The sequence below is a fragment of the Stenotrophomonas sp. 24(2023) genome, from assembly GCF_030913365.1.
GTDB lineage: Bacteria > Pseudomonadota > Gammaproteobacteria > Xanthomonadales > Xanthomonadaceae > Stenotrophomonas.
This window is the reverse complement of record NZ_CP133160.1, coordinates 51,988-65,068: the sequence shown is the minus strand read 5'-3', so window position 1 is coordinate 65,068 and position 13,081 is coordinate 51,988. Positions and strand designations below refer to the sequence as shown.

10 protein-coding genes are annotated in these 13,081 nt (G+C 69.3%); 1 reads left to right on the top strand and 9 read right to left on the bottom strand.

The features are described 5' to 3' along the window. Positions 1 to 91: 91 nt before the first annotated feature. From Q9R17_RS00275 to Q9R17_RS00235, 9 genes are all read right to left on the bottom strand, one after another. Positions 92 to 622 (bottom strand): hypothetical protein, encoded by a 531-nt coding sequence (locus Q9R17_RS00275; protein WP_308156480.1) that lies wholly within the window; start codon positions 620 to 622, stop codon positions 92 to 94. 54 nt (positions 623 to 676) lie between these two features. Beyond that, a complete protein-coding gene (locus tag Q9R17_RS00270) occupies positions 677 to 1,456 on the bottom strand; it encodes a YggS family pyridoxal phosphate-dependent enzyme (RefSeq protein WP_308156479.1) in 780 nt (259 codons plus the stop codon). A 105-nt stretch (positions 1,457 to 1,561) separates the two neighbouring features. Continuing rightward, positions 1,562 to 2,068, bottom strand: coding sequence for a hypothetical protein (locus Q9R17_RS00265; RefSeq protein WP_308156478.1), 507 nt, complete (start codon positions 2,066 to 2,068; stop codon positions 1,562 to 1,564). 72 nt (positions 2,069 to 2,140) lie between these two features. Beyond that, the gene (locus tag Q9R17_RS00260; protein WP_308156477.1) at positions 2,141 to 5,257 is read right to left on the bottom strand and encodes an error-prone DNA polymerase; all 3,117 of its coding nucleotides are present in this window, start codon (positions 5,255 to 5,257) and stop codon (positions 2,141 to 2,143) included. Between the two features lie 5 nt (positions 5,258 to 5,262). Then, the gene (locus Q9R17_RS00255; protein WP_308156476.1) at positions 5,263 to 6,672 is read right to left on the bottom strand and encodes a DNA polymerase Y family protein; all 1,410 of its coding nucleotides are present in this window, start codon (positions 6,670 to 6,672) and stop codon (positions 5,263 to 5,265) included. A 10-nt stretch (positions 6,673 to 6,682) separates the two neighbouring features. Next, the gene (gene imuA / locus Q9R17_RS00250) at positions 6,683 to 7,297 is read right to left on the bottom strand and encodes a translesion DNA synthesis-associated protein ImuA (protein WP_308156475.1); all 615 of its coding nucleotides are present in this window, start codon (positions 7,295 to 7,297) and stop codon (positions 6,683 to 6,685) included. 171 nt (positions 7,298 to 7,468) lie between these two features. Beyond that, positions 7,469 to 8,467 carry a cyclase family protein gene (locus Q9R17_RS00245; protein ID WP_308156474.1) on the bottom strand — a complete coding sequence of 333 codons (999 nt, stop codon included), beginning with the start codon at positions 8,465 to 8,467 and terminating at the stop codon, positions 7,469 to 7,471. Between the two features lie 102 nt (positions 8,468 to 8,569). Next, positions 8,570 to 9,475: a LysR family transcriptional regulator gene (locus Q9R17_RS00240; protein ID WP_308156473.1), complete on the bottom strand. Its 906-nt coding sequence runs from the start codon at positions 9,473 to 9,475 to the stop codon at positions 8,570 to 8,572. 78 nt (positions 9,476 to 9,553) lie between these two features. Further along, a complete protein-coding gene (locus tag Q9R17_RS00235) occupies positions 9,554 to 9,988 on the bottom strand; it encodes a VOC family protein (protein WP_308156472.1) in 435 nt (144 codons plus the stop codon). Between the two features lie 335 nt (positions 9,989 to 10,323). Here Q9R17_RS00235 and Q9R17_RS00230 point away from each other — a divergent pair, with 335 nt between their 5' ends. Next, on the top strand, positions 10,324 to 13,080 hold the full coding sequence (locus Q9R17_RS00230; protein WP_308156471.1) for a glycoside hydrolase family 3 C-terminal domain-containing protein: 2,757 nt from the start codon (positions 10,324 to 10,326) through the stop codon (positions 13,078 to 13,080). The last annotated feature ends 1 nt before the right edge of the window (position 13,081 follow it).

The window sequence follows — 13,081 nt, the reverse complement described above, 5'->3', positions numbered from 1 at the left end:
GGAGAGTCGACTGTTGGCCGGCGGACGTGCGTAGCGCGGGGTGTCGATGGTGGGTTGCGAAGGGCAGCCGACCAACGCTGGACGCTGCCGGTTACCGGTAATCGATCATGTCCCCCAGCAGCGCGACGGCTGGAAATTGCCGATGGCGGGGATAACGGTGCCGGTAGTAGGCGTTCCAGTAACTGATGGCGCGCTGGTGGGCCAGCCGGAAAAAACCGGGATTCTCACGTGCCAGCTGCGCATAGGTGGCAAGCCCGGTGTGCCTGGCCTGTACTGCGACGGCCTGTGATACCTCGTCTACATATTCCCCCAGCAGAGCCAGATGGAAGGCCTGCGCCCATGCCATGTCGACGGGGCCGAGCTGTTCCACGGCACGCTGACGGACGTGGCCATCGTAATGACGCATGGCCAGGCACAGGCACAGGCTGCGTGCATCACCGGTCAGCTGGGACGCGACCTTGAACAGGACGCTGGGGGGTACGTAGAGGCGTGCAGGGAACCGCAGGTCTTCGCCGTTGATCGACAGCACATGCTCGCCCAGCGGGAGGTGTGTCTGGTGGGGCTGCAGGCGTTGCTGCAGGTCGGTGGCGATGGCATGGAGGGCGGCAGGGACGACGAGCATGCGGCAAGCCTACGGTCTGGGGGCGGCTGCGCGCCGTGGGGGTGTCCGGGGCGCTTACCCTGCGCCGTTCGCTGCCACGGGCCAGTAATGGCTGTCCGGGGTGGCGCGGGCACCGAAGATGGCCTGGCCGACGCGGACGACGGTGGCGCCTTCTTCGATGGCGACTTCGAAATCGCCCGACATGCCCATCGACAGCCCATCCAGGTCGATGCCGGCCGGTGCGTTGTCGCGCAGCTGGTCGCGCAGCGTGCGCAGGCGTACGAAGCACGCGCGGACACGGTCCACCTCGGGCGTGAACAGGGCCAGGGTCATCAGGCCACGCACATGCAGCCGGTCGAAGGCGGGCAGCTGCTGCAGGAAACCGGCCACGGCCTCGGGCTCCAGCCCGTACTTGCTGGCTTCGTCGGACGTATTGACCTGCACGAATACGTCCAGCGTGCGGTCTTCGTGCTGCAGGCGCTGCTGCAGGACCTCGGCCACGCGCAGGCTGTCCAGTGCCTGGAATTCACGGGCGAACCGGGCGACCTGGCGCGCCTTGTTGGTCTGCAGATGGCCGATCACCGACCACTGCAGGTCGGTCAGGTCGGCCATGGCGTCGGCCTTGTGCTGGGCTTCCTGCACCTTGTTCTCGCCCAGTTGCCGGCAGCCAGCGGCATAGGCCATGCGCAGGCGCGCCTCATCGACGGTCTTGCTGACCGGCAACAGGCGCACGCTGGCCGGGTCACGGCCTGCGCGCTGGCAGGCGGTGGTGATGCGGTGGCGTACCGCGGCAAGGTTGGCGGCAATCTGTTCGACGCTGCTGGCAACGGGCCAGGTAGCGGGGGCGAGCGGCATGGAAACTCCAGGAGCAGGGTGTGCCTGGACGGATAGGGTCACAGGGCAGCAGTCAGTGTGGCATATCCGCAGGGGTGACCCATGGCAGCCTGCGGCCGGGCAGTGTCAGGGCGCGGCGCTGGCGCCCGGACGCACGTAGTATGACTGACCGCTGTCATCGACGAACATCAGCTCCGGCTTGCCCTGCCACGAGGTGAGCATCGCGCCGGTGTTGTTCTGGTGCTTGACCATCAGGGTGGCGCCCTGGTCGCGGTTGGCCACGACCTTGAATACTTCGGTGCTGCCGTTGGCATCGTCGAGGGTGAGCAGCGCTTCGCCGCCGATGTCGGTGGTGCCATAACCGCCGCGTTCGGAACCATCCGGCCCCAGCAGCACCAGGCCTGACAGTGCGCTGGCACGCGGGCCGGCGCTCTGGCCATGGCGGGTGGGATCGGGCAGCGGCGCGCCCAGCAGCACGCGTGGCGTGCCCTTGGCATCGCGCACGACCACCCCGCGCACGTCCAGCACACGCTGGGGGGATTGGCTGTCATGCAGGCGCCAGGCGGTCCAGCCGGAAACAAGCAGGGCGAGGCTGGAGACCAGCAGCGTGGTCACGTTCAGGGCACGGCCCATGGGCAGATCCTTTCCTTCCTTGGAATGCAGCGACAATAACGGAAACGTGGTGCGGATGGGTAGCCGCTGCGTTTACCGGAAATCGCGGCTGTGGCTGCGCAGGCCTTCCAGCAGGCCATCAAGTTGCTCCATGCGCTGCACGATCAGGTGCTGCACGCCGTCGGCGCGTTCCAGGCGGCCTTCGATCTGCATCAGCTGGCTGTCGACGAGGATGCGGTGCTGGCGGTCGGCGACGTGGCGCCAGACCACGGCATTGACCATGCCGGCTTCGTCTTCCAGGGTCAGGAAGGTCACGCCGCTGGCGGTCTGTGGGCGCTGGCGCATGCGCACCAGCCCGGCGAAGCGGACGCGGCGGCCATGTGCGGTGCCGGCCAGCTGGCTGGACAGGCGGCAGCCCCGTGCCTGCAGCTGGGCGCGCAGGAAGCTCAGCGGGTGCCGGCCCAGGGTGGTGCCGGTGGTGCGGTAGTCGGCCTGCAGGTCCTGCCAGGCACTGGGCAGGGGCAGGGCGACGCGTGCTTCGGCAGTGGCCGGGGCCTGCTCGAACAGTGGCAGGTGGTTTTCCACGCCGGCGATGTCCCAGCGCGCGCGATGGCGATGGCCGCTGAGCCCGCGCAGCGCACCGGCATCGGCCAGCAGCCCCTGCAGGCGTCGGTCCAGTGCGCAGCGCCGGCACAGGTCGGCGGCATCGTCGAAGGCGCGGCGTGCCCGTTCGTGGCCGATTGTCTGCGCGGCCTGTTCGTTGAAGCCTTCCACCATCCGCAGGCCCAGGCGGATGGCCGGATGGGCACGCTCATCGATCACCACCAGGGTGCAGTTCCACTCGCTGTGGCGCACGTCCACCGGCAGCACGCGCACGCCCTGGCGGCGGGCATCCTGCAGCAGCTGGTCGGGGCTGTAGAAGCCCAGGGGCTGGCTGTTGATGAGGCTGGCCACGAAGGCGGCCGGATGATGGCACTTGAGCCAGCAGCTGATGTAGGTAAGCAGGGCGAAGCTGGCCGCGTGGCTTTCAGGGAAGCCGTAGTTGCCGAAGCCCTTGATCTGTTCGAACAGGCGTTCGGCAAATGCCAGGCTGTAGTTGTTGCCCAGCATGCCGGTGAGCAGGCGTTCGCGGTGCGGTTCCAGGCCGCCGCGGCGCTTCCAGGCGGCCATCGAGCGGCGCAGTTCGTCGGCCTGCCCGGGTGTGTAGCCGGCGGCATCGACGGCGACCTGCATCACCTGTTCCTGGAACAGGGGCACGCCCAGGGTGCGTTCGAACACATGGCGCAGCCGGTGCGGGTACAGCAGTTCCGCATCGGCCTGCAGTGCGTCCGGGCCTTCTTCGCGCAGCCTGCGCCGCCGTTCTAGGTAGGGGTGCACCATGTCGCCCTGGATCGGCCCGGGGCGCACGATGGCTACTTCGATCACCAGATCGTAGAAGCAGCGCGGCTGCATGCGCGGCAGCATGGCCATCTGCGCGCGGGATTCGATCTGGAACACGCCGAGGGTATCGGCCCGGCAGATCATGTCGTAGGTCGCGGTGTCACCTTGCTTGATGGCGGCCATGTCCCCGCTGTGATAGCCGTGCTGCTTGAGCATGGCCAGGCATTTGCGGATGGCGGTGAGCATGCCCAGCGCCAGGCAGTCGACCTTCATCAGGCCCACCGCATCCAGGTCGTCCTTGTCCCACTGGATGACCGTGCGCTCGGCCATGGCGGCATTTTCCACTGGCACCAGCGTCGACAACGGGTATTCGGAAATGACGAAACCCCCGGGATGCTGGGACAGGTGGCGCGGGAAATCGATCAGTTCCGCGGTCAGCGCCAGCAGCCGCCGCATCAGCGGCGTGTCCGGGTCGAAGCCGCGCTCGCGCAGCGTATCCGGCAGCGGGATGGCACCGCCCCAATGGTCCATCGCCGCGCCCAGTTCATTCACCTGGTCCATCGGCAGGCCCAGCGCGCGGGCGACATCACGGATCGCACTGCGGCCACGGTAACTGATCGCCACGGCGGTCAGCGCGGCACGCTCGCGGCCATAGCGGTTGAACACGTACTGCAGCACTTCCTCGCGGCGCTCGTGCTCGAAATCGATGTCGATGTCCGGTGGTTCATCGCGCTCGGCGGAAATGAAGCGCTCGAACAGCAGGTTGCTGTCTTCCGGGTTGATTTCGGTGACGCCCAGCACGAAGCACACCGCCGAATTGGCGGCCGACCCCCGGCCCTGGCACAGGATCTGGCGGCTGCGGGCGAAGGCCACGATGTCCTGCACGGTGAGGAAGTAGGAGGCGTACTGCTTGGTGGCGATCAGGTCGAGCTCCTTCTCGATCTGGGTCCGCTGCGCCGGCTTGATGCCCTTCGGCCAGCGCGTTGCAATGCCGCGCTCCACCAGCGCGCGCAGCCAGCTGTCGGGGCTGTGGCCGTCGGGCACCAGCTCGCGCGGGTAGGTGTAGCGCAGCTGCTCCAGCTGGAAGTGGCAGCGTTCGGCGATGCGCACGCTTTCGGCCAGCAGCTCCGGCGGGTACAGCGTGGCCAGGGCCGAGCGCGGGCGCAGGTGGCGTTCGCCGTTGGGAAACAGCCGCCATCCAGCTTCGGCCACGCTGCAGCGGTGGCGGATCGCGGTCAGCGTGTCCTGCAGCGCGCGGCGGCGGCGCACATGCATGTGCACATCGCCGCTGGCGACCAGCGGTATCCGATGGCGCTGGCCGAACGCCTGCAGCTGCTGCAGGCGTGGCGCGTCGTCGTCCTGGCGGTGCAGCTCCACCGCCAACCACAACCGCTGCGGAAAGCAGGCCTGCAGCCAGGGCAGATCGCTGGCGTGCGGGCGCGGGTCCAGCCACAGGCACAACAGCCCGTCGGGCAGGCCCTGCAGATCCTCGCGCAGGCAGCGGTAACGGCCCTTGGGCGCACGCCGGCGGCAGGTGGTGATCAGTTGGCACAGGGCGGCATAGGCCGCCTGGTCGCTGCACAGCAGGGCCAGTTTCGGCCCGTCTTCCAGCTGGAACTCGGCACCGGTGATCAGCGCGATGCCGTGTTGCCTGGCGGCCTGCCAGGCGCGCACGATGCCGGCCAGCGAACATTCGTCGGTGATCGCCAGGGCGCGGTAGCCCTGGCCCCGGGCGCGGGCGAACAGTTCTTCGGCGGTGGAAGCACCACGCTGGAAACTGAAGGCCGACAGGCAATGCAGTTCGGCGTAGGCAGGGTGGGTATCGGCCACGGCATTCACCCGAACCAGCCGTGCAGCATCCAGGGCGCGCGCGGATCGTCGCGCAGGCGGTACGCCCAGCCGCGCTGGCCGTGGCTGGTTTCCACGACGTAGTAATCGCGGCGCGCATCGTGCTGGTCCCACCAGCCCGACTCGATGCGCTCGGGGCCGGACAGCACGCGCAGGCGCGGATCGCGCAAGGGCTGTGCCGGCTGCAGCAGCCAGCCAGGGCGCAGTGGCCAGTGGGCCGGTGGCGCGGTCGGCGGTTGCGTGCCGCTGGCCTGTTCGGGGCGATGGTCGGCCTGCACGGCCAGCGGTTGCACGGCATCGTCGCCCAAGCGGGCGCGCAGCCGTTCGCGCAACTGTGGCCAGGGCATCGCTTGCGCCGGGCGGGTGTCGAACAGATCGCGCGCGGCTGGCACGAAGGGCGGCAGGTGCTCGGCATCCAGGCGCAGCGCGCGGCTGCCGGCCGGCAGGGCGAAGGCTTCCAGCCGGCTGCGTGCGATCTCGAACAGCAGGCCGGCATCGCGCTCGGGGCTGAGCAGCCCGATCGGCAGGGTGCTGGCCGGCAGCAGGTCATGTTCGAAATGCAGCTGGAACTGCTGCACGCCGCCATCGCGCGAGCACAGGAACGCGGCCAGGTCCTGCAGCAGGCGGCGCAGCGGGAACAGCAGGGCCTGGCTGGAGTCGATCTCGTCGTCGAATTCGATGCGCGCATCGAAACGGTCCGGCGGCTGGTAGAAACGCAGCGGTGCCGGCGCATGCCCGGCGATGGCGTCCAACTGCTGCAGCACGGCCGGTGCGAAGCGCCGCGCCAGGCTGTCACGGGGCAGGGCAAAGGCCTGGCCCAGCGTGCGCAGGCCGGAACGTGCCAGTACGGTCACCGCTTCGATCGGCAGGCCGCTGCGTTCCAGCGGCACCTTGGCCAGCGTGGCAGCCAGCTGTGCTTCGCCGATGCCCAGGCGGTCGTGTACGTTGGCCAGCACGCGCGCGGCATGCGGATTGGGGGCCGCCACCAGCCGATGGCGGAAGCCCAGTTCGCGAAGGCCGTTGCGCAGGCGGCGTTCGATGTGCGGCCAATCGCCGAACAGGGCCCGGCTGGCACCGATCTCCAGGACCAGCGCATGGGGGAAATCCAGGCTGACCTGCGAGCTGATGCCGTACAGCCAACTGGCCAGCAGCGCGCGGGTGTGCTGTTCGGCCTGCGGGTCGTAGTCATGCTGGTGCAGGGCCTGCACCAGGACCTGTGCGGCCGACAGCAGCATGCCCGGGCGCAGGCCGGCGGCGCGTGCGGCCGGGCTGACCGCACGCAGCACGCGGCGCTGTGCCGGGCCCTGCACCAGCGCCACCGGCTGCTGCGGGTCGGGGCGGTGGCGCAGGACACTGTCCAGCGCCAGCTGCGGCAACAACAGGCAGGCCCAGTCCATCCGCCGGGCCTCAGTGGGGGCGGGCCAGGGGCAACGGCTGTGGCGGTGCCAGCCCGCCACGGCACTTGAGCACGCGGACCTGGCCCTGCTCCAGCTGCAGGCGCAGCGTGGCCGGCGAGGGATTGCGCGCGGCACGGGCATCGCGGAAGGCCAGGCCCAGGCATTGGCCACTGTCGGCGGCGACCTGCAGACGGCGCAGCGCCCGGTCATCGGCCTGGCCCGGCCAGCACAGCACGGCGGCGCAGGCGGCCGAACGCAGGCACTGCTCGGCCGCCCACAGCGCCTGCCGTGGATCGGCGCGCACCACCTGCAGCTGCCGCAGGTCCAGGCCGGCGCGGGCCCAGGCCGGTGCATGCGGGGCATGCGGCGGGGCCACCAGCACGATGGGCTGGCCGCGCTGGCTCAGCCGTGCCAGCACCGGCCAGACCAGGGCCAGTTCACCGCTGCCCGGGGCCGGCTGCAGCACTTCGCACAGCCCGCTGGCCGGCCAGCCACCGCCGGGCAGGCGCGCATCCAGCGCCGGGTGGCCGGTGGGCAGGTGATCGCCCGCGGTGCCCTGGCGGGCCGGGCCACGCCACAGCCGCTGCCCATCCAGCAGGCGGTCCAGGGCCACGACGGCGCCCATCAGCGGGCCTCCGGGCAGGGCGCTGGGCAGTGGGCAGGGGCAGCAGGAACGGGCATGGCAGGGCGGGGTCGCAGCAAGGGGCCGGGACCGACATGCTACCCGTCTTGTGAGTAAAATTACTAATGGCGTGGCGGCAGGTAGCTTCAGCCAGCTGAAGGGGCCCCCACCCGCTCAGGGCCGTACAGGCAAGGCCACCGGGCGCAGCGGTGCCGCATCGCCGCCACGGATCTTCAACGGGCCGCCGATGAAGGCGAACTCGTAGACCTTGTCACGGGCCAGTTCGTCCAGCGCCACCAGTTCGATGATCGGCGCCCCCTGCTGCGCCAGCAGGTAGGTATGCAGCGGCACGTAGTCATCGGCCACTTCGGAAGGGAACGTCTCGAAGCTGAGGTTGTCGGCACCGACGATCATCGCGCCGCTGTCCTCGACCAGGAAGCGCGCCGCATCCAGGCCCATGCCCGGCGGGTTGGCCATGTACGCACGGGGCTGCTCGAACAGGCGCATGCGCCCGGTGCGCACCAGCACCACATCGCCCTGCTGCAGTGTCACGTGCTGGCGTGCCAGTGCCGCTTTCAGGTCCTGGCGGGTGATGCGGTAGCTGTCCGGCAGCATGTCCATGCCCTTGGCAGCGGCCACGTCGATCAGCACGCCACGGGCGATCAGCGGCGGGAATTTCTCGATGCCGGTGACCTTCCAGCCGCGGTCGCCCAGGTGCTCATCGGCCTTGAAGCCGTTCCAGATCCTGCCATGGATGCCGAAGTGGTTCAGTGCGTCGATGTGGGTGCCGGTGTGGCTGTACATCGAGAACGCCGTGCCGGTGTAGCTGCGGGTGAGGTTCATGGGGGCGCCGACGCCCATCGGGTCGTCCACCACGGTGCCGCGCGGGGTATGGGTCATCCAGAACTGGTAGTGCGGATCGCCGGCGTCCTGCCAGCTGGGCATGCCGACGTAGTAGTCGGTGGCCAGGTCATACGCCTTGCCACCACTGACCCGCGACAGGATGGCCGCGCGCGAGGCCTCGGTGATCAGGTTCAGGCGGCCGATCTCATCGGCCGGCCCCCAGGGGCTGATGCCGACCTGCTGGCCGGAGGGGACGCGCTCGTGCGCGGTGGCAGGGACGGCCGCTGCCAGCAGCAGGGCCAGGGCGAGGCCCGGGGAAAGTACGTTCATGGAATGCATCGGCCTGTCGGCTCCATCAGGGGGAGCGGGCAGGTTAGGCAGCGGCCGGGTAGCGAAACAGCACCTGGCCGACAGCTCAGTTTTCGCTGGCGGTCAGTAATCCAGGCCAGGGCAGGTGGGCAGTGTTTCCTGCAGGAATTCGATGAAGGCGCGCACCTTGGGCGGCAGGTGGCGCGCGGTCGGGTAGACCGCATACACGATGCGTGGCGGGAAGCGGTGGTCGGGCAGCACGCGCTGCAGCCGGCCATCGGCAAGGTCGGCCGCGGCGAGGAACGAGGGCAGGGCGCCGATGCCTTCGCCGGCCAGCAGCAGGTCGCGCAGCAGCTGGCTGCTGTTGACCGCCACCCGTGTGCCGAGGGTGACCGTGGCCTGGCCGTCCGGCCCCTGCAGCGGCCAGCTGCCGGGTGGGTCGGACAGGCTGTAGGCCAACAGGGTGTGCTGCTGCAGCGCCTGCACGGTCTGCGGGGCAGGGTGTGCGGCCAGGTAGGACGGTGCCGCGCACAGCACCTGCTGCAGCGAGGCCAGCCGGCGTGCGACCAGGCGCGAGTCATCCAGTTCGGCGCGCAGCCGCAGCGAGACATCGAAGCCTTCGCCGACGGCATCCAGCAGGCGGTCTTCCAGCACCAGGTCCAGGGCCAGCTGTGGGTGCTGCTGCAGGAAGCGTGGCAGCAGGGGCGACAGCGTGCTCAGGGCGAACGAATGCGGTGCGTTGACCCGCAGGCGGCCACTGACCGCCGTGGCCTGCCCGGCGATGCCACGTTCGAGTGCATCCAGATCATCCAGCAGGCGGCAGCATTCATCGTAGTAACGCTGGCCGGTCGTGGTCAGGGCCATGCGCCGGGTGGTCCGCTGCAGCAGCACCACGCCCAGGTGTGCTTCCAGCTGGCGCAGCTGCTTGCTGAGCCCGGCGGCGGAAACACCCAGATCCTCGGCGGCCCGTGCCAGCCCGCCGCGCTCGACGATGCGGCGGAACGCGCGCATCAGGGTGAAGGAATCCATGCAGGGCCCGGGCGTGGCTGGGCGCCGCATTGTAAAGCCCCGCCACGCGCGCGGCAGGCCGGGTGGCGTGGGCGGTCGTTACCGCCCGTGCGGATCGGGCCGATGGTGCACGTATTCCACCACGGTGCCATCGGGGTGCACGGCATTGAACGCCGCACCGGTAGGAACCACCTGCAGCGGGAAGATGATCTGCGCGCCGTTGGCGATCAGTTTGTCGTAATAGGGCTGTACATCGTCCACCAGCAGCGTGCCGGTAGTGGAGGTGAACGGTGCCAGTGCGGCGTCGCTGCCTTCGATCAGCAGGAAGGCGCCGACCATGGCCAGGCGCAGGCCGGCATCGGGGAAGGGGAAACCTGCATCGGCCACCACGCCCTGCAGCTGTTCGTAGAAGGCCACCCGGCGCTCCAGTTCACCGGGTGCGACGAAGACACGGATCAGCACGCGCGGTGCGCGTTGGCGCGAGGTATCACATCGGTCGCGCCAGAGATGGTTGAAATCGCGATGTGGAGTCATGCGCACGCCCGAAGGTGAGGAAGGGCCATTATCTGCAGCGCCTGCGCCGTTGTTGATGACGGCCGGTGATGGGCTGATAACCGCTGCGCACATCGCGGGCGTGACTTAGGTCCTGTTGACAGGGATGAACGCGCTCGCCCACTCTTCACAGGTTGGGCCGCCATGCGTGGCCCGGACAGGCAGGTTGTCACGCCGGGCGGAGGGGCCCGTGCGCAGACCGGCCCGTCCTTCCGCCTGCGCCATGCTGCCCTGCAGCAGGCCACGGCACTGACGCTGCACCCTTCGGCGGCTTTTTCCCTGGACCGATTGCCTTGGCAACGGAATGACGCCTGTTGATGAAAACGTTTACAAAGCCGCTCGCCCTGTCCCTGGCCCTCTCCGCTGCGCTGTCTGCGCAGGCCGGGGCCACCCCCGCCGCCTTCACCGTGCTGACCCTGGAGCAGGCGCCTGACACCGCCGCGCTGCCGGCCCTGGGCAGCCAGTTGCAGACGCTGCAGGTCGACGCGGTCAGCGTGCGCCAGGTGCAGCGGGGTGTCGGTGCCATCGACCCGCTGCAGCGCCTGGCCGACCAGGCCGGTTACCAGTACCGTTTCATCGCCGCCGATGATGGCAAGGGCGTGGTGCAGAAGGGCCAGGTGCTGCTGACCCGCCTGCCGGTCGAGGCCGAATCGGGCCCCGACCAGGCCGGCCTGGGCTACCTGCGCGTCAACGATGGCCGCCATGTGGTGGCGCTCTACGCGGATGGCGTCGGTGCCGGCAACCTGCCGCAGTTGGTGTCGGCCTCGCGCCTGGGCGCGCCGGCCGTGTTGCTGGGTTCGGCTGGCGCCGGGATCGCCACCGCCACGCCGCACGCGCATGTCTTCAGTGACGGATTCCAGGGCGCCAGCAGTGCGCCGCTGGCGTTGAAGGGGACCAAGGCCAGCCTGCTGAGCCTGGCCTATGCCGCCGACAAGGGCGGCGAGCAGCCGTGGATGGACGCCGCGCTCAGTGCCGATGCCCGCGCCGCGCTGCTGCTCAAGGCGATGACCGAGGACGAGAAGTTCCAGATGCTGCACAGCTACTTCGGGCTGGGCAAGGACGGTGGCCCGCTGCCGGAAGGCGCCGTGGGTTCGGCCGGGTTCGTGCCGGGCGTGCCGCGCCTGGGCATTCCTTCGCAGCAGTCGGCCGATGCCGGCGTGGGCGTGACCAATCCCGGTGGCATCCGCAAGGGCGACTTCGCCACCGCGATGCCGTCGGGTCCGTCCACCGCTGCCAGCTGGAACCCGCAAGTCGCCTTTGCCGGTGGCGCGACCATGGGCCGCGAAGCCTGGCAGCAGCGCTTCAACATCCTGCTGTCCGGCAGCGTGAACCTGCAGCGCGACCCGCGTAACGGCCGCAATTTCGAGTACGCCGGTGAAGACCCGCTGCTGGCCGGCGTGATGGTCGGTGCGGTCATCCAGGGCGTGCAGAGCCAGCACGTGATCTCCTCGATGAAGCACTTCGCGATGAACGACATGGAGACGCGCCGCAACTTCCATGACGTGCGCATCGGTGAACAGGCCATGCACGAATCGGACCTGCTGGCCTTCGAGATCGCGCTGGAAGCGGGCCGCCCCGGTGTGGCGATGTGTTCGTACAACAAGATCAACGGCACCTACGGCTGCGAGAACGGCTACCTGATGAACCAGGTGCTGAAGCAGGAATGGAAGTTTCCCGGTTTCGTGATGTCCGACTGGGGCGGCGTGCACAGCGGCTCGAAGGCGGCGCTGGCCGGCCTGGACCAGCAGTCGGCCGGTGAGGTGTTCGACGCGGCGGTGTTCTTCGACGAACCGCTGCGCCTGGCCGTGCATGGCGGCGTGGTGCCGCAGTCGCGCCTGGATGACATGGTGGCGCGCATCCTGCGCACGCTGTTCGCCCATGGCAACTTCGACAACCCGCCGCAGCACCAGCCGATCGATGTGCAGGCCGGCTATGCCGCGGCCCAGCGCACCGTGGAAGAAGGCAGCGTGCTGCTGCGCAACGAAGGCAACCTGCTGCCGCTGGCCGACAGCGCCAAGCGCATCGTCATCATCGGCGGGCATGCCGACAAGGGCGTGATCGGTGGCGGTGGCTCGTCGATGGTCGGCGTGACCGCCAAGGGCACCAATGCGGTGCCGGGCGTGATGCCCACCACCTGGCCGGGCCCGGTGATCTTCCACCCGTCCTCGCCGCTGGAATCACTGCGTGCGGCGCGCCCGGACGCGACCATCACCTATGTGGACGGCAGCAACGCCACCGCCGCCGCCAAGGCTGCCGCGCAGGCCGACGTGGCCATCGTGTTCGCCACCCAGTGGGCGGCCGAATCGGTGGACCTGCCGGACATGCAGCTGCCGGACAACCAGGATGCGCTGATCTCGGCCGTGGCCAGGGCCAACCCGAAGACCGTGGTGGTGCTGGAAACCAACGGCCCGGTGCGCACGCCGTGGCTGGCGCAGGTGCCGGCACTGCTGCAGGCCTGGTACCCGGGCATCCGCGGTGGCGAAGGTATCGCCGCGCTGCTGACCGGCCAGGCCAACCCGTCCGGCCGCCTGCCGGTCACCTGGGTGGTGGACGAATCGCAGCTGCCGCGCCCGCACATCGACGGCCTGGGCTTCACGCCGGCCAAGCCGTTCGGCGATGTGTTCAATTTCGATATCGAAGGCGCCAACGTGGGCTACAAGTGGATGGCCGCCAAGGGTCTGACCCCGACCTTCGCCTTCGGCCATGGCCTGTCCTACACCTCCTTCGCCTACGAGAACCTGACGGTAAGTGTGGACGGTGCGCGCGTGGTGGCCAGCGTGGACATCCGCAACACCGGTGCACGCGCCGGTGCCGATGTGGCCCAGCTGTACCTGAAGCTGCCGGCGGGCAACACCACGCCGGTACGCCTGATCGGTTTCGACAAGGTCAGCCTGCAGCCGGGTGAACAGCGCCGCATCCGCATCGAGGCCGAGCCGAAGACGCTGGCCCACTACGATGCACAGGCACGGCAGTGGAAGATCGCGGCCGGTACCTACCAGGTGCAGCTGGGCCGCACCGCTGCCGAACCGCTGCAGCGCGTGGACGTGCAGCTGGCGGAGCAGGTGCTGCGCTGAT

Coding starts and splice junctions, on each gene's coding strand:
- Q9R17_RS00275 (WP_308156480.1), bottom strand. CDS start 622: ATGCTCGTCGTCCCTGCCGCCCTCCATGCCATCGCCACCGACCTGCAG.
- Q9R17_RS00270 (WP_308156479.1), bottom strand. CDS start 1,456: ATGCCGCTCGCCCCCGCTACCTGGCCCGTTGCCAGCAGCGTCGAACAG.
- Q9R17_RS00265 (WP_308156478.1), bottom strand. CDS start 2,068: ATGGGCCGTGCCCTGAACGTGACCACGCTGCTGGTCTCCAGCCTCGCC.
- Q9R17_RS00255 (WP_308156476.1), bottom strand. CDS start 6,672: ATGGACTGGGCCTGCCTGTTGTTGCCGCAGCTGGCGCTGGACAGTGTC.
- imuA (WP_308156475.1), bottom strand. CDS start 7,297: ATGGGCGCCGTCGTGGCCCTGGACCGCCTGCTGGATGGGCAGCGGCTG.
- Q9R17_RS00245 (WP_308156474.1), bottom strand. CDS start 8,467: ATGAACGTACTTTCCCCGGGCCTCGCCCTGGCCCTGCTGCTGGCAGCG.
- Q9R17_RS00240 (WP_308156473.1), bottom strand. CDS start 9,475: ATGGATTCCTTCACCCTGATGCGCGCGTTCCGCCGCATCGTCGAGCGC.
- Q9R17_RS00235 (WP_308156472.1), bottom strand. CDS start 9,988: ATGACTCCACATCGCGATTTCAACCATCTCTGGCGCGACCGATGTGAT.
- Q9R17_RS00230 (WP_308156471.1), top strand. CDS start 10,324: ATGAAAACGTTTACAAAGCCGCTCGCCCTGTCCCTGGCCCTCTCCGCT.